This is a genomic window from Actinoplanes sp. NPDC000266, from assembly GCF_042899005.1.
GTDB lineage: Bacteria > Actinomycetota > Actinomycetes > Mycobacteriales > Micromonosporaceae > Actinoplanes.
Window position 1 is genome coordinate 13,660 of record NZ_JBIAZI010000006.1, and the last position, 21,277, is coordinate 34,936.

General features: G+C 69.8%; 18 protein-coding genes. 4 read left to right on the forward strand and 14 right to left on the reverse strand.

From position 1 onward, the window contains the following. Positions 1-33 precede the first annotated feature (33 nt). On the reverse strand, positions 34-1,812 hold the full coding sequence (locus tag ACFY36_RS24155; protein WP_499748231.1) for a S8 family serine peptidase: 1,779 nt from the start codon (positions 1,810-1,812) through the stop codon (positions 34-36). A gap of 128 nt (positions 1,813-1,940) precedes the next feature. Here ACFY36_RS24155 and ACFY36_RS24160 point away from each other — a divergent pair, with 128 nt between their 5' ends. Then, the gene (locus ACFY36_RS24160) at positions 1,941-3,008 is read left to right on the forward strand and encodes an LCP family protein (protein WP_499748232.1); all 1,068 of its coding nucleotides are present in this window, start codon (positions 1,941-1,943) and stop codon (positions 3,006-3,008) included. Here ACFY36_RS24160 and ACFY36_RS24165 read toward each other — a convergent pair. Genes ACFY36_RS24165 through guaB form a run of 3 tightly spaced genes read right to left on the reverse strand, consistent with a single transcriptional unit; the run spans position 3,005 to position 7,051 of the window. After that, positions 3,005-4,420: a M1 family metallopeptidase gene (locus ACFY36_RS24165; protein ID WP_499748233.1), complete on the reverse strand. Its 1,416-nt coding sequence runs from the start codon at positions 4,418-4,420 to the stop codon at positions 3,005-3,007. The genes ACFY36_RS24160 and ACFY36_RS24165 overlap by 4 nt on opposite strands. A 9-nt stretch (positions 4,421-4,429) precedes the next feature. Continuing rightward, positions 4,430-5,548, reverse strand: coding sequence for a GuaB3 family IMP dehydrogenase-related protein (locus ACFY36_RS24170; RefSeq protein WP_499748234.1), 1,119 nt, complete (start codon positions 5,546-5,548; stop codon positions 4,430-4,432). Between the two features lie 15 nt (positions 5,549-5,563). Next, positions 5,564-7,051: an IMP dehydrogenase gene (guaB, locus tag ACFY36_RS24175; protein WP_499748235.1), complete on the reverse strand. Its 1,488-nt coding sequence runs from the start codon at positions 7,049-7,051 to the stop codon at positions 5,564-5,566. Positions 7,052-7,175: 124 nt separating this feature from the next. Between guaB and ACFY36_RS24180 the strand changes: the two genes are divergently transcribed. Next, positions 7,176-7,583 (forward strand): DUF5319 domain-containing protein, encoded by a 408-nt coding sequence (locus ACFY36_RS24180; protein WP_499748236.1) that lies wholly within the window; start codon positions 7,176-7,178, stop codon positions 7,581-7,583. Between the two features lie 137 nt (positions 7,584-7,720). Here the strand turns inward: ACFY36_RS24180 and ACFY36_RS24185 are convergent, their stop codons facing one another. After that, entirely contained in the window at positions 7,721-8,569 is an 849-nt protein-coding gene (locus tag ACFY36_RS24185; RefSeq protein ID WP_360245385.1) for a response regulator transcription factor, read from the reverse strand. 231 nt (positions 8,570-8,800) lie between these two features. Between ACFY36_RS24185 and ACFY36_RS24190 the strand changes: the two genes are divergently transcribed. Then, positions 8,801-9,190, forward strand: a complete 390-nt coding sequence (locus ACFY36_RS24190; RefSeq protein ID WP_097322711.1) for a WhiB family transcriptional regulator — start codon at positions 8,801-8,803, stop codon at positions 9,188-9,190. A 180-nt stretch (positions 9,191-9,370) separates the two neighbouring features. Here the strand turns inward: ACFY36_RS24190 and ACFY36_RS24195 are convergent, their stop codons facing one another. The 9 genes from ACFY36_RS24195 to ACFY36_RS24235 form a co-directional block, all read right to left on the reverse strand. Beyond that, positions 9,371-10,969: a molybdopterin-dependent oxidoreductase gene (locus ACFY36_RS24195; RefSeq protein ID WP_499748779.1), complete on the reverse strand. Its 1,599-nt coding sequence runs from the start codon at positions 10,967-10,969 to the stop codon at positions 9,371-9,373. 127 nt (positions 10,970-11,096) lie between these two features. Next, on the reverse strand, positions 11,097-12,806 hold the full coding sequence (locus ACFY36_RS24200) for a peptidase M16 family protein (protein WP_499748237.1): 1,710 nt from the start codon (positions 12,804-12,806) through the stop codon (positions 11,097-11,099). Then, positions 12,803-13,735, reverse strand: coding sequence for a hypothetical protein (locus ACFY36_RS24205; protein WP_499748238.1), 933 nt, complete (start codon positions 13,733-13,735; stop codon positions 12,803-12,805). Before ACFY36_RS24205 ends, ACFY36_RS24200 begins: the two co-directional genes overlap by 4 nt. A gap of 46 nt (positions 13,736-13,781) precedes the next feature. After that, positions 13,782-14,957: an ROK family transcriptional regulator gene (locus tag ACFY36_RS24210; protein ID WP_499748239.1), complete on the reverse strand. Its 1,176-nt coding sequence runs from the start codon at positions 14,955-14,957 to the stop codon at positions 13,782-13,784. Positions 14,958-14,991: 34 nt separating this feature from the next. Beyond that, positions 14,992-16,248 (reverse strand): sugar ABC transporter permease, encoded by a 1,257-nt coding sequence (locus ACFY36_RS24215; RefSeq protein WP_499748240.1) that lies wholly within the window; start codon positions 16,246-16,248, stop codon positions 14,992-14,994. Next, positions 16,245-17,060 (reverse strand): sugar ABC transporter ATP-binding protein, encoded by an 816-nt coding sequence (locus ACFY36_RS24220; protein WP_498694397.1) that lies wholly within the window; start codon positions 17,058-17,060, stop codon positions 16,245-16,247. The genes ACFY36_RS24215 and ACFY36_RS24220 overlap by 4 nt, the downstream gene beginning before the upstream one ends. Positions 17,061-17,222: 162 nt before the next feature. Continuing rightward, on the reverse strand, positions 17,223-18,323 hold the full coding sequence (locus ACFY36_RS24225) for a sugar ABC transporter substrate-binding protein (protein ID WP_499748241.1): 1,101 nt from the start codon (positions 18,321-18,323) through the stop codon (positions 17,223-17,225). 368 nt (positions 18,324-18,691) lie between these two features. Then, on the reverse strand, positions 18,692-19,177 hold the full coding sequence (gene ybaK / locus ACFY36_RS24230) for a Cys-tRNA(Pro) deacylase (RefSeq protein WP_499748242.1): 486 nt from the start codon (positions 19,175-19,177) through the stop codon (positions 18,692-18,694). A gap of 108 nt (positions 19,178-19,285) precedes the next feature. Then, complete coding sequence (locus ACFY36_RS24235; RefSeq protein WP_499748243.1) at positions 19,286-20,689, reverse strand: class I SAM-dependent methyltransferase; 1,404 nt, start codon at positions 20,687-20,689, stop codon at positions 19,286-19,288. Between the two features lie 233 nt (positions 20,690-20,922). Between ACFY36_RS24235 and groES the strand changes: the two genes are divergently transcribed. Next, positions 20,923-21,231 carry a co-chaperone GroES gene (gene groES / locus ACFY36_RS24240; RefSeq protein WP_015619077.1) on the forward strand — a complete coding sequence of 103 codons (309 nt, stop codon included), beginning with the start codon at positions 20,923-20,925 and terminating at the stop codon, positions 21,229-21,231. Positions 21,232-21,277 lie beyond the last annotated feature (46 nt).

Consider the following 21,277-nt stretch of genomic DNA (forward strand, 5'->3'; position numbering starts at 1 on the left):
CGTTCCGGTCCCTCCCGGTTGCGGTCAGGTTGTTCACCTCTTGTACGTGTACTTCGCCGAGAGACCCGCGTTGCCGGCCTTGTCGTACGACCGCACCTGCACCGTGGTGTTGTTCGGCACCGAGGTCGCCTTGAAGGTGAACGGGGTGGTCGTCGACCGCACCTGCGCCACCTTGCCGTTGATCAGCAGCTGGGTGACCTTGAGCCCACGGGCGTCGGAGGCGGCGAACTTGATCGTCACGGTGCCGGTGATCTTCGAGCCGCTCTTCGGGGCCGAGGTGATCTTCACGACCGGGGCGATGTTGTCGACGATCACCGTGCGCACCGACGGCTGGAACGTGTTGCCGGCCTTGTCGAAGACCTTCATGCTGATCTTGGTCGGGCCGTTGTACGCGTTCGTGACGAGCGGGACGCTCCACGGCGCCTTGGCCGCGTAGCCCTTGTAGACGCCGTTGACGAACATCTGGACCAGCCGGATGCCCGACTTGTTGTCGGTCAGGCCGCCCGCCGTGATCGTCGCCGTGCCGCGGACCAGCGCGTTCTGCGACGGGATGATGCCGGTCGAACGCGGCGCCACGGTGTCGGTGTTGTAGGTCAGCGCGTGCGGGGCGTCGATCTTGCCGTAGTTGACGCCGGTGCCGCTGATCTTGTGCTGCGCGGCCGAGTTCTGCAGCGCGTTCATCAGCGACCAGCCGGTGAAGCTCGGGTTCTTCGCCTTGATCAGGCCGGCGATGCCGGACACGATCGGCGCCGCGAACGAGGTGCCGTCCTTGACGTCGTAGTTGCCGTACCGGTCCATGGATGTCACGGTGCCGGGCGCCGCGAGGTCGACCCAGGTGTCGCCGGGCTTGTTCCGGTAGGAGTACGAGGCGAGGGCGTTCGACCGCCTGGCGGTGGCGGCCACGGCCACCACGTCGCCGTAGGCGGCCGGGTAGGAACGGTTGGTCAGCGGGTCGTCGTCGTCCCCCTTGTTGCCGGCCGCGGCCACGACCAGCACAGCGTTGGTGTTGGCGTAGGCCACCGCGTCGGAGAGCACCTTGGACGAGGCGGAACCGCCGAGCGACAGGTTGATCACCTTGGCGCCGTGCTGCACGGCCCAGGTGATGCCGGCCGCCACGTCGCTGTCCCAGCCGTTGCCCTGACTGTCGAGCACCTTCACCGGGATGACCTGGCAGGTCCAGCAGACACCGGCCATGCCCTTGGTGTTGTTTCCGCGGGCGGCGATCAGGGAGGCGACCCGGGTGCCGTGACCGGCGTCGTCGGCCGGGGACGAGTCTTTGTTGACGAAGTCGTAGCCGGCCAGGACCGCGCCGCCGGCGAGGTCGCCGACCGCGTTCACGCCGGTGTCCACGACCGCGATCTTCACGGGCGAGGAGCCGCCGGTCGTCGTGTCCCACGCCAGCGGGGCGCGGACCTCGTCGATCTCGGGCTGCTCGCCCTCCTGGTAGGTCTCGTCGTTCGGGACCAGCGTGGCCGTGCGCCGCTGGTCGACCTCGACGTAGGCCACATTCGGGTCGTTGCGCAGGGCGGCGATCGTGGCCTTGCTGCGGGCGGCCGGAACCTGCACGGTCGACGCGCGGATCTGGTCGAGGGCCGCGCTGTCGGTGGACGCGTTGAGCTTGCGGGCACCGGCCGCGGAAAGAGTGTTGGTGGCCGCGACGCGGTTGGCGCCGTCCTTGTAGCCGATGACCAGGCGCACGGGCGAACCCGACTGCGGCGTGTCGGCCAGGGCCCAGGTGGTCACGCTCGTCATGGCCACGACGACGGCCGTGCCGATTGCGCCGACGGTGATCCGTCGCTTGGTGAGCTTCATCGAAGCTGCCTCCCCCGTTGATGGCGGCGGCCAGCGTACGGCCGTTCGGGTGAATCGCAATGACCTGTTTCACAGTGCGGGATCGGGCCGCCGTTGAGCTGGTGATCATCCTGAATTAGTGTTCCGCCATGCGGAACAGCAGGCTTGGTCTATGGATCGGCGCCGCCGTCGTGCTGGCGCTGCTGGTCGGCGGGGGCATCGCCTGGGCGGTCCGATCGGGGGACGAGCCGGCGGCCGCACCAGCCCCGTCGATCTCGGCCGTGCCCGCGACCACGCCGCCCACGACCGCTCCGACCACGCCGCCGCCGTCGCCCGGGGCGGACATCACCGGCCCGCTCGACCTGCTGCTGATCGGTGTGGACACCCGGGTCAGCATCCCCGACTGGCAGCCGCACGCGGACGCGGTCATGCTGCTGCACGTCGAGCCCGGGCTGAAGAAGGCCTACCTCTATTCCCTGCCCCGCGATCTGCGGGTGAGCTACAGCGGCGGCACCCACAAGCTCACCGAGGCGATGAGCCGCGGCGCCGGCGACAAGCGGGACGTCAAGAAGGGGTACGAGCTGCTCTCGAAGACGATCAGCCAGTACACCGGCATCAAGGAGTTCCAGGCCGGCGCCGTCCTCAACTTCGGCGGCCTGGAACGGCTCACGGCCCGGCTCGGCGGGGTCGACCTGGTGATCGACCAGACGGTCAAGTCGCGGCACCGCAAGCCGGACGGCACCCTGCGGCCGCTTTCCGGCGGCGATTACATCGGCCCGCAGGCCGTCTATCAGGCCGGCAAGCGGCACCTCAACGGCTGGCAGGCGATCGACTACGCCCGCCAGCGCTACGGCCTGCCCAACGGCGACTACGACCGGCAGCGGCACCAGCGGCAGCTGGTCTCGGCCCTGTTCGACAAGGCGCTGAGCCGCGACCTGGCCGACGACCCGGCCGCCCTGGAAAACATCATCGAAGCGCTCGGCGACACGCTGGTCTACCTCGGCGGGCGGCGGCCGGTCGAGTACGCGTACGCGCTGAGGAATTTGACCGCGAAGAACATCACCCGGGTCACCCTGCCCGGCGACGGGGTCTCCGGGAACAGCGGCTATCTGGGCGAGCGGCTGACCTCCGAGGGCAAGGGCTTCGTCACCGCCGTCGCGCAGGGTAAGGCGGCCGGCTATCTCGCGAGCCACCCCAAGCTGATCGACAAAAACTAGGGCTTCGGCGGCTTGGTCTTCTCGAAGAGCCACTTCTGGAAGAAGCCGTCGAGCTGCTTGCCCGAGACCTGCTCGGCCAGGGCGATCAGGTCGTCCGTGGTGGCGTTGCCGTCGCGGTGCTGGGTGGTCCACTGCTTGAGCAGCTTGTCGAAGGCCGCGTCGCCGATGGTCTTGCGCAGGGCGTAGACGGTCATGCCGCCGCGCTGGTAGACGGCGTCGCCGAAGATCCGGTTGGCGCCCGGGTCGCCGGTCGTCTCATTCGTCTGCAGCCAGCCGTAGTTCTCGTACGTGTCGTCGAAGGCCTGCTCGACGGTCTGCACCTTCTCGTGCTCGTCCCACAGCCACTCGGCGTACGTGGCGAAGCCCTCGTTGAGCCAGATGTCCTGCCAGCGGTCGAGCGCCACGCTGTCGCCGAACCACTGGTGGGCCAGCTCGTGGGCGACGACGGTCTCGTTCTCGCCGCCGTTGAAGAACGACGGGCCGTACACCGGGCGGCTCTGGGTCTCCAGCGCGTAGCCGATGCGCTGCTCGTCGACGACCACACCGCCGTTGGCGTCGAACGGGTACGGACCGAACTTCGTGGCCAGGAAGTCGGTGATCTCGCCGGTCTTGGCGATCGACACCGCGGCCGGCCCGTCGGCCGGCAGCGAGTCGGCGATCGCGGTGATCATCGGCTTGCCGCCGTGGGTCGCCGTGGTGATCCGGTACTGGCCGATCACCACGTAGGACAGATAGCTGGCCATGGGCGAGCTCTCGGTCCAGGTCCACGTGGTCCAGCCGCCGGCGTCCCGGGTCGCGCCCTGGACGCCGTTGCTGATCGCCTCGAGCCCCGACGGCACGGTCATCTCCAGATGCCAGCTCGCCTTGTCCGAGGGATGGTCGTTCACCGGGTACCAGGTGCTGGCCGACTCGGGCTGGCCCAGCGCGATCGCGCCGGTCGGCGTCTCGAGCCAGCCGCCCTCGCCCAGGGTGGCGTTGGCCAGGCGGGACGGCTGACCGCCGTACTGGATGACCGTGGTGAACTCGCGGCCGCGGGCGATGCCGGTGGAGGGCTTGACGGTCAGCTCGGCGCCGGAGACCGAGGAGGTCGCCTTCTCGCCGTCGACCGTCACGTCGCTCACGGTCAGCTTGGAGAGGTCGAGGTTGTACGCCGCCAGATCCTGCGTGGCGGTCGCGGTGATGGTGGCGGTGCCGGTGAGCTGGTCCGTCTTCGGATCGAACTTCACCTTCAGGTCGTACGCCCCGACGTCGTACCCGCCGTTGCCGTACTTCGGGAAGTACGGATCGCCGGCACCGTCGGCGCCGGCCGTGAAGGCCGGCGCCGAGGATGACGGGCTCGTCGTCGCATCCGGATCGTCCGAACATCCCGCGGCCACCAGAACGACCGCGAGCAGCACCCCTGCACGCCTCATGGCGCGAGATTAGCGGTCGAGGACCAACGCGACTTTTTGGAACTCCTTGACGTCGCTGTAGCCGCACTTGGCCATCGCGCGCCGGAGTCCGCCGAACAGATTGAGCTGCCCGTCGGGCCGGTCGGCCGGGCCGAACAGCAGCTCATCGAGGGTGCCGTCGGGCTCACCGGCGATGCAGAAGCCACCCCGGGGCAGCTGCGGGTGGCTCGCCGAGGAATGCCACCAGGCCCCTCCGGCGGGCGCTCCCTCGGCCAGCGAGAGGGGTTCGCCGAGCATCACAGCGTCGGCGCCGCACCCGATCGCCTTAGCGATATCACCCGAAGTGGAGATGCCACCGTCCGCGATCAGGTGAACGTAGCGGCCGCCGGTCTCGTCCAGATAGTCGCGGCGGGCGGCCGCGGCGTCGGCGATCGCGGACGCCATCGGCACCCGGATGCCGAGGACGGTGTCGGTGGTGGACCACTCGTCGGCGCCGACACCGACGATCACGCCGGCGGCGCCGGTGCGCATCAGGTGCAGGGCGGTCTTGTAGTCGGTACAGCCACCGACGATCACCGGCAGGTCGAGGTCGGCGATGAACTCCTTGAGGTTCAGCGGCTCGTCCGTGGTGGACACGTGCTCGGCGCTGACCAGGGTGCCCTGGATGACGAGCAGGTCGACGCCGGCGTCGAGCACCACCGGGGCCAGGGCCAGCGTGTGCTGCGGCGAGACGCGCACGGCGACGGTGATGCCACCCTCGCGCATGACCCGCACCCGCTCGGCGATCAGCTCCGGCCGGATCGGCTCGGAGTAGACCTCCTGGAGCCGTTTGGTGGCGTCGGCGTCCTCGTCGAGCGAGGCCAGCTCCTCGAGGATCTTGGTCGGGTCCTCGTACCTGGTCCAGAGGCCCTCGGCGTTGAGCACGCCCAGGCCGCCGAGGCGGCCCAGCGCGACCGCGGACTCCGGGCTCATGGTGGCGTCGGACGGATGCGCGACGCAGGGGATCTTGAAGGGGTACGCGTCGAGCCGCCACTCGGTGGACACGTCGTCCACGTCGCGGGTGCGCCGGCTCGGGACGATGGCGATGTCGTCCAGGTGGTATCCCCGCTGGGCGGTCTTACCCAGACCGATCTCCACAACGTCGCGCATGGCTCCGACCTCTTCTTAGCGGGAGTGGTAGTTAGGGGCCTCAACAGTCATCTGGATGTCGTGCGGGTGGCTCTCCTTGAGGCCCGCCGCCGTGATCCTGATGAGCTGGCCGCGCTCCTGCAGGTCAGTGATCGTCTCGGCGCCCGCGTAGCCCATGGCCAGGCGGACACCGCCGACGAGCTGGCTGACCACCCGCGACAGCGGCCCACGATACGGCACCTGACCCTCGACGCCCTCGGGAACCAGCTTCTCCTCCGGCACATCGTGCTGGAAATAGCGGTCCTTGGAGTACGACTTCGCCTGCCCCCGCGACTGCATGGCGCCGAGCGAGCCCATTCCCCGGTACGACTTGTACTGCTTGCCGTTCAGGAAGATCAGGTCGCCCGGGCTCTCCTCGGAGCCGGCCAGCAGACCGCCCAGCATGACCGTCTCGGCCCCGGCCACCAGCGCCTTGGCGATGTCGCCGCTGTACTGGATGCCGCCGTCGGCGATCACCGGGACGCCGGCCGGGCCACACGCCCGCGCGGCCTCCATGATGGCGGTGATCTGGGGAACGCCCACACCCGCGACGATGCGCGTCGTGCAGATCGCGCCCGGGCCCACGCCCACCTTGACCGCGTCGGCGCCGGCCTCGGCCATCGCCTTGGCGCCGGCGAAGGTGGCCACGTTGCCGCCGATGATGTCGGTCGCGGTGTCGCGCTTGAGCCGGGCGATCATGTCGAGCACCTGGCGCTGGTGACCGTGCGAGGTGTCCACGATGATCACGTCGACGCCGGCGTCGATCAGGCCGCGCGCCCGCTTGTACGACTCGTCGCCGACACCGACGGCCGCGGCGACCCGCAGCCGGCCCTGGTCGTCCTTGGTCGCGTCGGGGAACTGCTCGCTCTTGGTGAAGTCCTTGACCGTGATCAGCCCGCGCAGGCGGCCGCTGTCGTCGACCAGCGGAAGCTTCTCGATCTTGTGCTTCTGCAGGAGGCTCAGCGCCTCGTCCTTGCTCACGCCGACCGGCGCGGTGATCAGCGGCATCTTGGTCATGACGTCGCGGACCTTGGCGTCCTGGTCGCTGACGAAGCGCATGTCCCGGTTGGTCACGATGCCGACGAGCACGCCCTCGGCGTCGGTCACCGGCACGCCGGAGATGCGGAACTGCCCACAGAGCTGGTCGACCTCACGCAGCGTGGCGTCCGGGCCGCAGGTGACCGGGTTGGTGATCATGCCGGACTCGGACCGCTTCACCAGGTCGACCTGGGTCGCCTGGTCCTCGGGCGAGAGGTTGCGGTGCAGCACGCCGATGCCGCCCTGGCGGGCCATCGCGATGGCCATGCGCGCCTCGGTGACCGTGTCCATCGCGGCGGAGAGCAGCGGGATGGTCAACTCGATGTTCCGGGTCAGGCGTGTCCTCGTGTTCACCCGGCTGGGCACGATGTCCGACTCACCGGGCTGGAGCAGCACGTCGTCGAAAGTCAGACCTAGCGGAACCGTACGAGCGGAATCTGTCTCCACGGAAAGCATCCCTAACTGCAAGAGGACGGATGGTTCATCGTACCTATCCACCTCGGGACACCCGGGCGGCCGGACCGCCCGTGCGGGCCAGCACACATCGCGGAAGGGTGAGTACGGTAAGGGGGTGCAAGAAGAGCCGATCGACCCGTTCAACGGCGACCCCACCGACCCGGCCGCCGAGCTCGACGACCTCACCGAGGACGCCGAGCCCGAGCCGCTGTCCGAGGCCGAACGGCAGGACGTGCTCGAGGACCTCTCCGACCTGGAGATCTACCAGGCGCTGCTGAGTCCGACCGGGGTCCGTGGCCTGGTCATCGAGTGTGAGGACTGCCACGAGCCGCACTACTTCGACTGGGATCTGCTGCGCGGCAACCTGCGCCATCTGCTGACCAGCGGGCGGCCGAGGGTGCACGAGCCGGCCTACGACCCGGACCCTGATCACTACGTCACGTGGGAGTACGCCCGCGGTTACGCCGACGGCGTACACGACACCTTGACCGAGGGAACAGAGGAGGGGGGTCCGCAGAGCTAGCTGGCTCCGCTTCGCTCCGCGGGCAATCGCCTTGTAACCGGTGAGGAGGCGGGCAATTTTCCGCCACCCGCAAACCCCGCGGGCGTCGAAAAATCACACGCCTCCTCACCGGCGGCGATTGCGTGGTGAGCAGTTAGCTAAGCAACCAACCCGGCTCGGAAGCCGGCTGCCACCGCGTGCGCTCTGTCGCGAGCGCCCAACTTGCGGAAGAGCCGCCGCGCGTGGGTCTTGACGGTGTCCTCCGAGACGAAGAGCTCCCGCCCGATCTCGGCGTTGCTCTTGCCGTCGGCCATCCCCCGCAACACCTGCAACTCGCGCTCGGTGAGCGTGAGCCGCCGTCCGGCGGGGGCCGGGTCGGCCACGCCGACCTGGGTCTCGTTGCCCGGCCAGGCCACCATCGGCCGGCCGGTCGCGGGATCGATCGGGGCATCACCACGCTGCGCCGGCACCATCGGCGAGTTCGGCAGCATGGCCGGCACGGCCGCCGCGTTGGGCGAGCCCACGCTGAGACCGTTCTGATAGGCGGCCCGGGCCGCGGTCGAATTGCTGTTGCGGGCGCCGCCGGCGACGGTGGCCGGCTGGGCGTTGGCCCCGTTCATCGGCATGCCCTGCGGGCGGACCGGGAGCAGGAGCAGCAGCAGCGCCTTGGCGACCACGCTGACCAGGTCGTGCTCCACGCCGCGGATGACTCCGCGGGCGCCGGCGGCCACGGCCGCCGCGGCGACGCGCGGGTCCTCGGCACCGAAGAGGACGACCTGTGCCTGCGGGGCACGGGCGAGGACACGCCGGGTGAAGCCGACGCTGTCGGGACGGGTCACGGCGGTGTCAGCCAGGACCACTTCAGCCGGCCGTTCAGCCAGGCGGATCATGGCCTCGGTCTCGCTGACCGCTGTCCGGACGACGCCGGTCATGCCGAGCCGGGCCGCGGTGGACGCGACGGTCTGGGCCGCCAGCGGGGTACGGACGCACACGAGGACGGTACGCACAGTGATCCTCCTTCTCTCTCAGAGGAGATCACGCGAGGGCCGCAGCATTACGCGCTTTAGATGGAAAAAATGGGAAAGATCGGTATGAGTTGCTCGACCGATGTCATGCGGCTTCAGAAGACATCGACATGGTGCGTGTGATTCAGGGATCACCGGGGTAACACCGCGGCAGGCCTGAGCAAGGGCCCTCATGACCACACTCCGCGTGGCCACGCGGGAGGAGGGTTTTTCATGTCGAACGTTCGCAGACTGCCCGGGCCCATCGCCGATCTCTGGGATTGGCAGAGACTGGGTCTGTGCCGGGGCCGGGACAGTGCTCAGTTCTTCCACCCCGACGGCGAGCGCGGTTCGTCCCGCAACCGCCGGGAGGCCAAAGCTAAGGCCATGTGCGGCGCCTGCCCGGTTCGGGCCGAGTGCGCCGCCCACGCCCTCGCGGTGCGTGAGCCGTACGGGGTCTGGGGAGGCTTCAGCGAAGCGGAGCGGCTGCGGCTGCTCGCTGTCGGCTGGGAGGACCTCGCCGACCGTCATCACGGACGCGTCGACCTTGCTCGTCTCGAGGCCCGCCTCGGCCGGCCCCACAAGTCGGCGGTACCCGCGCAGCGGCAGGCACCGGCGGCCTGACGCTGGGCCACACCCGGCATGATCATGACGATCCGGTCCCCCTCCGGGGGCCGGGTCGGGTTGTTCGACGGCTCTTCAACAACCGCTTCGGTGGACATGCAAGCCACCGTATGAGCGACTTGCGCTTTCAAGACGGACCGGTAGTGCGGCCTGCGACGAAGTGGCACGCGCGCGTTCTGGTCAGTCGATTTTCACCTTGATCGCATGCCAGCCCGTGGCACCGTCCGGAGCGGGCGGCGCCGGGGTGCTCGTCTGGGTCTGCCCGTTCCGATCGGTCGCCCGCACCCGCAGCCGATGCTCCCCCGCGGTCGCCTGCCACGTATAGCTCCACTGCCGCCACGTGTCCACCGAGACCGTCGCGGCCAGCGTCGCCTCGGCCCAGGGTTCGTCGTCGACCTGCACCTCGACCTTCGCGATGCCCGTGTGCTGGGCCCACGCCACCCCGCCGATCACGACCTGGCCCGCCTCGCGCTTGGCCCCGTCACGCGGCGTATCGATCCGCGACTCCGTCTTGATCGGTCCCTGGGCCGACCACCCGCGCGGCACCCAGTAGGCGTCGAAGTCCTCGAAGCGGCTCAACTCGATCTCGGTGATCCATTTGCAAGCGCTCACATAGCCGTACAGACCAGGCACCACCATGCGCACCGGGAACCCGTGATCGACCGGCAGCGGCTCCCCGTTCATCCCGATCGTGAGCAGCGCGTCCCGTCCGTCCCGCAGCACGGCCGTCGGCGTTCCGCAGGTCCACCCGTCGACCGAGCGCTGCACCACCTGGTCGGCGCCGGGCAGCGGATCGGCCTCGTCCAGCAGCTCCTTGATCGGCGTGCCCAGCCACAGCGCGTTACCGATCAGATCGCCGCCGACCTCGTTGGACACGCACGCGAGCGTCACGTACCGCTCGATCATCGGCCGCTGGAGCAGCTGCTCCCAGGTCAGCGTGATCGGATTGCGCACCATCCCGTGGATCCGCAGCTGCCATGTGGACGGATCGACCTGCGGCGGATAAAGCGCCGTGTCGATCCGATAGAAGTCCGCATTTTTCGAAACGTAGGGCGTCACCCCTGGCACCTGCACGCCCGTCGGCACCGTCGGCGGCGCCTGCCGGGGCTGGGGCAGCACCAGCTCACTCCGCGCCTGCCGGACCGCCTGCCGTCCGGTCAGCAGCCGCCCCGCCACCCCACTGACGACCGCGAACCCCGCCGCCAGCCCCAGAGCCTTCAAAAACCGTCGTCTCTCACTCTGCGTGAGTCTCTCCGGGCTTTTGAAGTACGCGTCGTCAGAAGCACCGGGCCCGACGGACTCGGGTCCGTCGTGGTCCGGGCCGTCCGCGCGCTGCGGGCTGTCCTGCCTGCTCGCGCTCAACCCCACAGCAACCGGCGTCGCGACCACCGGCCGCGCGCTGCCGGCCGTGGCCACCGACGGCGCGCCCGCCAGCTCCAGCAGCTTGCGCAGGGCCCACACGGCCAGCGCCGCCCCCGCCACCGTCGGCAGCCAGGCGAACACTCCCGCGTCGTGGCGTGTCATCGCGGCCGCCACCCCGATCGCCGCGAACAGCCCGATCGCCGCCACCCCGGCCCACCAGCGCCGGGCCGCCAGCAGCCCGGCGCCGTACGCGTAGATCGCCAGCAGAACGGCCGTCCCCACGATCAGCGCCGTCTTGTCGTGCACACCGAAGACCCGTACACCGAAGTCCTTGACCGGCCCCGGCACGTTGTCCACGACCACGCCGCCCACCGCGAGCAGGGGCGCCGACAGCGGCCCGGTCAGCACCGCGACGATCTCGGCCGCACCCACCGCGACCGCGGCCGCCGCCACACCGGAGAGCCCGGAGCGCACAGAAAGATTCACCTCTCCATCCTGCTCCCCTCACCAGCGCCCGCGACGACGCCGTAAGCACCTCGTAATCTCAGCCTCGGTAGAGGCGGCGGAGCAGACGGTGGATGCCGAATCCGGCGCCGGCCGCGATCAGTAGGCAGATGACGAGGACCACCGACACCGCGACCCGGTCGGACGGGGTGAAGCTGTCGTCGGTCATGCCGATGCCCAGGATGAGCGCGCCGACGGTGAAAACCAGCGCCACCAGGCCCAGGCCGACCGCGCCGAGGGTGGTGAACACGCGCGCCCCGGAGGTCAGCGGGCGGGACCGCTGCGGGGCGGGCCAGCCGGAGACGTCCGGCTGCGGGATCTGCGCCGGGTCGCGCGGCGGCTGGTCGACGCGGAGCGCGGCCGGGATGTGCGAGTCGAGCCAGGGCAGCGCGCCCGGGACGCCGGACCACAGGGTCGGCTCGATCGCCACCACGATGCCGTCGTGTCCGATGAAGTACCGCGCGCCGTCGGGCCACGCCCGCACGATCGCGCAGGCGTCGAAGCGTACGGTCGCCGGACCCTCCGCACGCACCAGGCTGACGCCTTCCGGCCCGATGACCAGGGTTTCGTCCGGGCCTTCGAGGGAGGCGTACGCGGTGCCCGGCACCGCCGCCTCCGACCGGTTGGGCGCGGCCGTGAAGCCCGCCCAGTCGGCGCGCGTGCGCGGAGCCATGAGCAGGCCGTCGGCCGAGGCCGCGACCGCCACCTCGGCCACCTCGGCCGGGCCGACCGCGCGCGTCTCGGCGATCGCCTCGTCGGCGCTCTGCACGGGCCGACCGGCGAGCAGGTTGAGCGCCTGCCCGGGCAGCCGCGCTCCCTGCTCCTCGGCGTGGCGCAGCGCCTCGGTCCGCTGCTTCACGACGGCCGTCACGTCCGCCTCGTCGATCCGGCCCACGCGCAGCGCGGCCAGCACGTCGACGAAGCCGCCGAGAACCGCGCCCTGCTTGTCCGGCAGCGAGTCGGCGACGGCCGTGACCAGCGCCCGGTCCGCGCCGAGGGGCTCGTAGTTGGCCTGCGCCGTATAGGAGAGCCCGGCTTCCTGCCGCAGCTCGCGCCGCATCGCCCGCTCCAGGACGCCGGCGAAGACCGACGAGCGCGCGGCCCGTTCCACCTCGGCGTCCCAGACGAGGACGCCGGAGTTGGCCGTGAAGTAGGCCGGCCTGACCGGCAGCGCCGACGACGGCGTGGGCGCCGGCTGGCGGGCGCCGCTGGGCAGGTCGAGCCGCAGGCCCTCGGGCACGCCCTCGCCGGCCAGCCACAGCACCGCGTTCTCCCGGGTGAAGTAGCGCTCCACCCAGGCCCGCAGGTCGTCCTCGGTGATCGCGGGCAGGCCCCACTCGGGATAGCTCGGCATGCCGAAGTCGCGGGCGCCGTGCCGCCACAGCGACATGCTGTCGGCCGCACCCTGGTTACGGCCGTTGGCCTCGGCCTGGAGCAGGTCCTTCTCGACGGCCAGGCGCTGCATCGGCAGGTCGCGCAGCGAGGAGCACACGCCGGTGAGGAAGGCGGCCAGGTCCTCCTCGGAGCCCTGCATGTGGAAGAACGTGTATTCGACGCCGGTGGCGCCGTTGTAGTGATAGTCGGCGACCCCGGTCGAGTACAGGGCGAGATGTTCGACCAGGTGGGTGATGCCGCGGCGGTACAGCGGCTCGTCGGCGAAGCCGACCCGGAAGGCCAGCCCGGCGTGCGCCGGCCCGGTGCCCGGCGCGAGCAGGGTGGGTACGCCGTCGACATCCAGCTGCTTGATCATCGGGTACCTCCGAGGGCCCAGGCGCGACGCGCGCGGATCTCGGTGGCCGGGTCGCCGAGATAGTGCCACGGATATTCCTCGGCGAGATCGCCGAGCATCCGGAACATCGCGGCGGTCGAGGCCCGGTCGCCGAGCATGCTGAAGATGAGGGCGAAGCTGCTCGCCGCGTGCACCCAGCCGTAGTCGCGGCCGAAGGCGGGATGGAGCACGCTGCGCCGGGCCGCCTCGTAGATCTCGGCCCGGACCTGCTCGCCCTCGAAGAAGCGCCGGCCCTCGTCCTCCGGCAGCTCGATCCAGTGTTCGAGGTACGCGTCGACGACCAGCAGTCCCTGCACCGCGCCCTCGGGCGCGGCCAGCACCGCCTCGCGGGCCCACGGGTGCAGCAGCTCCCAGCTGCCGCTCCACTTCGGGCAGAGCGACTGGAGGAGGGCGCTCTGCGCGGACAGGTGGTGCGGAGTCAGCGCGATGACCTTGTCGTAGCGGCGGCGGATCTCGGCCAGGCCCACTTCGAGGCCGCGCCCGGAGGTCAGCCGGGCCGTCCACAGCGCCGGGTCGCCGGGGTTACGGGCGACGCCCTCGATCAGCACCGCCTCGGCCCGCCGCAGCCGCTCGTGGAAGGAGGCGAACTGGCCGGCGCTCACGTGCTGGGCCCGGGCCCCGGTCCGGATCTTCCAGCCGATGATGGTCCAGCGGCGGCCGAGGGCCGCGGCGGCCGTGCTGTCGTCCGGGTCGTCGGCGAGGACCTTCTGCAGGGTCTCCTCGGCGCCGGGGACCTCGGCCACCACGCTCAGGAGCATCGAGCGGCCGGTGGGTGTCAACGGGTCGGCGACGGCGCGGACAGCGGTCCAGTCGCGGGCGGTCATAGCTGTCCGGACGACGCGGGCCTCGGGGTAGTGATCGGCCACATCGAACAGCACTTCGGCTGGCATGGCGGGCAGCATAGATGATTTTGATCTTCACCATGTGCCCGCCGGTTCAGCCGACGGGATCGTTCAGCAGATGCTCGAAGGCGAGCTCGGCGGCCCCGATGAGCCCCGCGTCGTCGCCCAGCTCGGGCGTGCGCAGGCGGATGTGCTCGCGGCAGGCGGGCAGGGCGATCGAGGTGAGACGGCTGCGGATCTGCGCGGCGGCGACGAGGTAGACGTCGCGCAGCGTGCCGCCGAAGATCACCGCCTCCGGGTTGAAGATGTTGACCAGGTTGCCGACGCCGAAGCCGATCCAGTCGCCCACCTGGCGGACGGCGAACTGGGCCTGGCTGTCGCCGCGCATGGCCGCGTCGACCACGCCCAGCACGGCGTCGCGCCCGGTCCGGTCGCCCCGGCCGGCGTGCTTGAGCAGCGCGTACTCGCCGATCTCGGTCTCCCAGCAGCCGCGCGAGCCGCAGCTGCACTCCCGGCCGTACGGGTTGACGACCATGTGGCCGACCTCGCCGCCGTACCCGCCGTGACCGGCCACCCGGTGGCCGTCGGCGATGATGCCGGCGCCGACACCGACGTCGCCGTAGAGGTAGATGACGTTGTCGCAGCCGACGGCGGCTCCGCGGCTGTGCTCGACCAGGGCCGAGACGTCGGCGTGGTTGCCGACGGTGAGCTTGCCGGCGTCGCCGAGCTCGGCCCCGAGCGCCTCGCCGACCGGCTCCTCGACCCAGCCGATGGTGGGCGCCAGGCGCACTACCCCGTCGGCCCGGCGGACCATGCCGGCCACCGCGACCCCGGTGCCCACGTAGCGCGCGTCGCCGGGGACGTCCTTGCGCATGTCATGGACGAAACCGGCGAGCGGCTGCACCGCGTCGAGCACCTGCATGCCGCGCGGCCGGGCGGTCTCACGGCGGTCCAGGATGCGGCCGCCGAGGCCGACCCGGGCCGCCCGCAGGCGGTCCACCTCGATGCTGAGGGCGTACGCGTAGACCTTCGACGACTCGGGCCGGACGACCAGCGACGGTCGCCCGGCCCGGCCGGTCTCACGTGGTGCCGCCTCGCTGACCAGCCCTGCGGTGGTCAGCTCGGCGGTCAGGGCCCCGATGGTGCTGCGGTTGAGACCGAGCAGGCTGGTCAGCTCCGCCCGGGACGTGGCGCCGTGCACGTGCACGTAACGCAACAGGGTCCCGAGGTTGTGCCGCCGCACCTCCTCCTGGCTGGGGCCGGCCCGCATCAGCGCGCCGTCCCCGTACCCAGGATGGTCCGGCTCATCGGTTGCCGGTAGCGGCCGCTCTGCGCCGGGCGAGGGCGTCGACGCTGGCGGCGACGAGCAGGATCAGACCGGTCACGATGTACTTGGTGCCGGAGCTGAAGCCGAGCAGGCCCATACCGTTGTCGATCACGGCGATCACCGCACCACCGATGACGGCGTTGATGACCTTGCCCTTACCGCCGAAGAGGCTGGTACCGCCGATGACGGCCGCGCCCACCGAGTACAGCAGGATGTTGCTGCCACCGGTGTTCGGGTCGACCGAGCTGGCCCGGCTGACGGCCATGATGCCGCCGATCGCGGCCATGAACGAGCCGATGACGAAGACCGAGATGCGGATCCGGTCGACCTTGATGCCGGCCCGGCGGGCCGCCTCGGTGTTGCCGCCGACCGCGTAGACGTGCCGGCCGTAGGCGGTGCGGCCCAGGACGAACGTCCAGAGGACCAGGAACACACCGATGATCGGGACGACGATCGGCACGCCCTTGAGCGAGTTGATCGCCGGGTTGATCGCGCGCTCCTGGGTGAGCACGACGGTCGCGACGATCAGCAGCACGGCCAGTCCGCCGACGCGCAGCGCCACGACGCCGATCGGGTCGGTGACCAGGCCGCGCTTGGCCCGGCTGCGCACGTTGTTGAACTGCACAGCGGCGTAGCCGACGACCGCGACGATGGTGAGGATCCAGCTCCAGGCAACGGACAGGTTGTCGTTGTTGAGGGAGTTGAAGAAGTTGTCGCGGGTCGAGATGTTCGTGCCGCCACCGAGCAGCACGAGCAGCAGGCCCTGGAAGCCGAGGAACGCGGCCAGGGTGACGACGAACGACGGGATGCCGATCTTCGCGACCAGGAAGCCGAGCACGAGGCCGATGACGATGCCGGTGACCAGCGCGGCCGGGATGGCCGTGTACCACTCCCAGCCGTGGTTGGTCAGGAGGATCGCGACGACCGCGCCACACACGCCGGAGGCGAAACCGGCGGAGAGGTCGATCTCGCCCAGGAGCAGGACGAAGACCAGGCCCATGGCGATGAAGACGACCTGCGCGCCCTGGTTGAACAGGTTGGCGAAGTTCAGGCCGGAGAAGAACGTGTCGGTCGAGATGCCGAAGATCAGGCTCAGCACGATCAGGCCGAGGATGGCCGGGAGGGCGCCGAGGTCACCGCCGCGGATGCGGCCCCAGTAATCGCGGATGAAGCTGTTGACGGTCGGCTTGACGACCTTGACGCCGCCGGCCGTGGTGGTCGTGGTGGTGCTCACTTGTCGCCTCCCGGCGTGATGTCGACGACGTCGCCGTTGAAGTCCGCGGGCTTCTCGGGAGGCAGGCCGATGTTGCCACTGCGACCGGCAGTGATCAGTTCGACGACCTGGGAGTGGGTCACGTCGGTGGTCTTGACCTGGGCGGCCATCCGGCCGAGGTAGAGCGCCGCGATGCGGTCGGAGACCGCGAACACGTCGTTCATGTTGTGCGAGATCAGCACGACGCCGAGGCCGTTGTCGGCCAGGCGGCGCACGAGCTCGAGCACCTGGGCGGTCTGCGCCACGCCGAGGGCGGCGGTGGGCTCGTCCAGGATGACGACCTTGGAGTTCCAGAGCACGGCCTTGGCGATCGCCACGGTCTGCCGCTGCCCACCGGAGAGGCTGGCGACCAGCTGTCGCAGCGACTTCAGGGTGCGCACCGACAGACTGGCGAGCGCGTCGCCGGCCATCTGCTCCATGGTGGGCTCGTCGAGGACGATGCCCCGCTTCTTCTCCCGGCCGAGGAACATGTTCTGGACGACGTCCAGGTTGTCGCAGAGCGCGAGGTCCTGGTAGACGACCTCGATGCCGAGAGCGGAGGCGTCGCTCGGTCCGTTGATCGAGACCTGGTTACCTTCGAAGGTCACCGTGCCGGAGTCGATCTGGTAGATGCCACTGATGCACTTGACGAGCGTCGACTTTCCGGCGCCGTTGTCACCGACGAGGGCGGTGACCTCGCCGGGGTAGACGCTCAGTCCGACGTCGTGCAGGACCTGAACGGGACCAAAGCCTTTATTGATCCCGCTGAGCTCCAGGAGGGGTGTCGCGGCCACGGTGTTTCTCCTTCGCTGAGTGACCGGTTTTGCCGCCCACGGCGGGGGTTGCCCGGGGCGGCAGGGTGGGGGGCACCTGACTCTGGCGCCGCCCGCTTCCTCTATCGGAAGCGAACGGCGCCGTCGTCAGGATTTCGGGGCAGGCCCCGATATCAGCTCAGATCAGCTGATGCCCGCTTCGGTGCAGGCCTTCGCGAAGTCGGCGGTGCAGACCGCGTCCTTGGTGACGAAGCCGTCGGTGATGACGTCCTTGACGTTCTCCTTGGTGATGGAGGTCGGGGTCAGCAGCACCGAGGGGATCGAGGCGCCCGACTCCGGGTCCTTCGTGGTGCCGGTGGCCGTGGTGGGCTTCTCACCCTTGGCCAGCGAGACCGCAAGCTCGGCGGCCGCGTCGGCCTCCTTCTTGATCGCCTTGTAGACCGTCATGCACTGGTCGCCGGCGAGGATGTTCTGCAGACCCTGAACGGTCGCGTCCTGGCCGGTGACCGGGACCTGGCCGTTGAGCTTGTTCTTCTTCAGCACCGAGATGGCCGCGTTGCCGAGACCGTCGTTCGCCGCCAGAACGCCCTTGATGTTCTTGTTCGAGGTCAGCATCTGCTCGAAGATGGTGCCGGCCTGCGCGTTGTCCCAGTCCGGAACATCCTGGTTCGGGCCCTTGGTGAAGGTGCCGTCCGCGTACTTCGGGTCGAGGACCGAGTTGTAACCCTGGGCGAACAGGGTCGCGTTGTTGTCGGTCGGGGAGCCGTTGAGCTCGGCGACGACCGGCTTGGTGTACTTCTTGGCGGTCAGGCAGTCGACCAGGCCCTGACCCTGCAGCTCGCCGACCTTCACGTTGTCGAACGACACGTAGTAGTCCGCGCCGCCGCTCAGCGTGAGGCGGTCGTAGTCGATCGTCGCGATACCGGCCTTCTTGGCCTTCTCGAGGACGGCCTTACCGGTGCCGGAGTCGAGGTTGACGATCATCAGAACCTTGACGCCGCTGGAGATCATGCCGTCGGCGATGGTCTGGAACGCGGTCTTGTCACCCTGCGCGTTCTGGATGTCGACCTGTACCCCGGCCGCCTCGAAGGCCGCCTTGAGGAACTTCGGGTCGTCGGTGCCCCACCGCTGCGAGCTCTTGGTGTCGGGCAGGATGACGCCGACCTTGCCGGTCGAGCTCGAGCCGCTGCTGCTGCCGGAATCGCTGCTGTCGTCGCCACACGCGGCGACGCTGCCGGTGGCCAGCAGGCCGACCGCGGCAAGGGCGAACAGTCCCTTACGCATTCCTTGTGTCCTTTCGGGTAAATCCGGGCCTTCGATCGGATTCGATGTTCTGCGCTGTCGGGAGTGTCGCTCCCCGAGACGCCGTGTGATCAGGATCTAGTTTGTTGTGTCCGGCAACGTATTCCCGTTGCGACCGGTAGCACAAGCGGTGACGCCAGCCGATCTCGTAACCGGGGATAACAATCCGGCAACACGGCGGTGATACAGGGACTTCGGCCCTGGTGAGGGCCTGGAGACCAGCTGAGCAAGATCGCTAACCACGCTCACCACGTGACGCTAAGTCACCCCGATGCCCGATCTGGACCGTTCTCGGGAGAAAGATCCACCCGGCGCGTAACGTTGTCGTAACGGCCCGCGCTTAGCGCGTGCTATGTCCGAATCTGGGCGGTTTTCGCGCCCGTGAGGCGAATGAGATCGGCCGGCGCGAGGCTGACCTGGAGCCCTCGGCGGCCGGCCGAGATGAACATCAGATCAAGCGCGAGCGCCGAGTCGTCCACCACGGTCGGCAGCCTCTTGCGCTGCCCGAGCGGGCTGATGCCCCCTCGCACGTAGCCGCTGCTGCGCTCGGCCGCGGCCCGGTCGGCCAGGCCGGCCCGCTTCCCGCCGGCGGCGTGCGCCAGCGCCTTGAGATCGAGATCGCCGGTGACCGGCACCACCCCCACCACCAGAGCGCCCTCGACGTCGGCGACCAGCGTCTTGAAAACCTTTTCGGGTTCGACCCCGAGCGCTTGCGCGACCAGCGCCCCATAGTTCGGAGCGTCCGGCGACACGTCGTACGGATGCAGCGCGTGCTCCACCTTCTCCGCGGTGAGCAACGCGGTGGCCGGGGTTCCGGCGGCGGCCTTCTTCGGCATGCCCGGAACGCTACTACCGCACCGAATCTCCCTCAGTGACTGCTAGCTCACACACGCCCCTCGAACCGGCGGCCGTTCCCCTGCGTTCAGAAGGTCGTGCCCGTTCGGTCAGATCGGACGGCAGAGGATGACCGTAGGCGCCCCGGCCACCCGCGTGAGCACCAGAGACGCCCCGTGCGGGCCGGACAGCCGAAGATCCTTACGAAGCTGCTCCGGTTCGAGCGCCGACCCACGCTTACGAATCTCGATGCGACCGACGCCACGTTCCCGGAGCAGAGCCCGAAGCCGCTTGAGCGAGAACGGCATCACATCGGTGATTTCCAGCCGCCGGGCGAACGGCGTCGCCACCGCCTCGTCGGTATACAGATAGGCGATCTCCGGATCCCCCAGCCGCCCCCCGATGACCGCACCGAGCTCGGCCACCAGATGCGACCGAACCACAGCCCCATCCGGGTCGTACAGAAACGCCCCCACCGCACCCACAGGCGCCTTTTCCAGACCAGACCCGGTGAGCTCAGAGACGCCAACCTGCGCCCCGTCCATCTCGGCGCCACCCACCTGCGCCCCGCCAACCCCGGCGCCGCCCATCTGCGCCCCACCAAGCTCCGCCCCGCCTACCTCGGCGCCACCAACCTGCGCCCCACCTACCGCCGCGCCACCAAGCCCCGCCCTGCCTGCCCCACCAACCTGCGCTCCGCCTGACCCCGCCGCCCCGCCCAACCACGCGCCGCCCATCTTTGCGACCGATTTATCGGATTTTTCGCGAAGTAGCGTGGCTCGGCGGCGCACCTCGGCCAAGGGGCCGCACCAGAAAGCCGCCTCGACCAGGTCGCCGTCGACGCTGGTCCACTCGCCCTCCGCCCCGGGCGGCAGCAGGCCGTGATCGATGCCGGGAGCCAGCTTGAGCACCGTGCGCGGCACGCGTTCGGGCAGAGAAGCGATGAAATCCCAGGGCGGCGAGTACGACCTCGGGTCGAACACCCGCCCCCGGCCGGCCTTCCGGCGGGCCGGGTCGGCGAAGACCGCGTCGTACCTCTCGACCGGCACCGTCGTGGCGTCGGCGCACTCGACCCGTACATCCAAGCCCAGGGCCTCGGCGTTGGCAGCGGCCATCGCGGCCGTCTCCGGGTCGGCGTCGACGGCGTACACCGAAATGCCCGCCCTCGCCGCCGCCATGGCGTCCGAGCCCAGCCCGCACCCCAGATCGGCCAAGGTCCTGACCCCGGCCGCCGCGAGGCGCCGCGCCCGCCTCTCGGCGACGACGGCCCGCGTCGCCTGTTCGAGACCGGCCCGGGTGAAGAACATCGACGCCGCGTCCGCGCCGAACTTCGCGACCGCGCGGCGGCGCAGCTCGACCTGGGTCAGCGCGGCCGAGGCCAGCTCCGGCGGCACTCCGCGCGCCCGCAGCGCCGAAGCGGCCGCGAGCGGATCGCTCCCGGCGACCTCCATGGCGCTGTCCAGCGCCTTCATCCCTTCGGGGGTACGCAGCAAGGCCGTCGATTCCGCAGTCACGCAGGCATTCTCCCCCGCGCGACTTCATTGGCACTCTGGTTGACGGAGTGCTAGTTCCGGCCTAATCTCCGATTAGCACTCTCATCACGAGGGTGCCAGCCGTGCGCCTATCCGGGCGGGCGGTGAGGCACCAGGCGGACCGGCACCCGCGACGACGGCCCCGCCCGGTGGCATGAGGCATCAGACCGGCCATCACCTTGACCGGCGAAACCTGTACCCAGGAGGGTATGCCCGTGACTACCGCGACAAAGGTTGCGATCAAGCCGCTCGAGGACCGCATCGTGGTCCAGGCGAACGAGGCTGAGACGACCACGGCGTCGGGCATCGTGATCCCCGACACCGCCAAGGAGAAGCCGCAGGAGGGCACCGTCCTCGCTGTCGGCCCCGGCCGCATCGACGACAAGGGCAACCGCATCCCGGTTGACGTCAAGGTCGGCGAGACGGTGCTCTACTCGAAGTACGGCGGCACCGAGGTCAAGTACGCCGGCGAGGAGTACCTGGTGCTCTCCGCCCGCGACGTCCTCGCGGTCATCGAGAAGTGACCTACTGACAGTGCTGACCGCCCTGGCCCGTGATCACGGGCCAGGG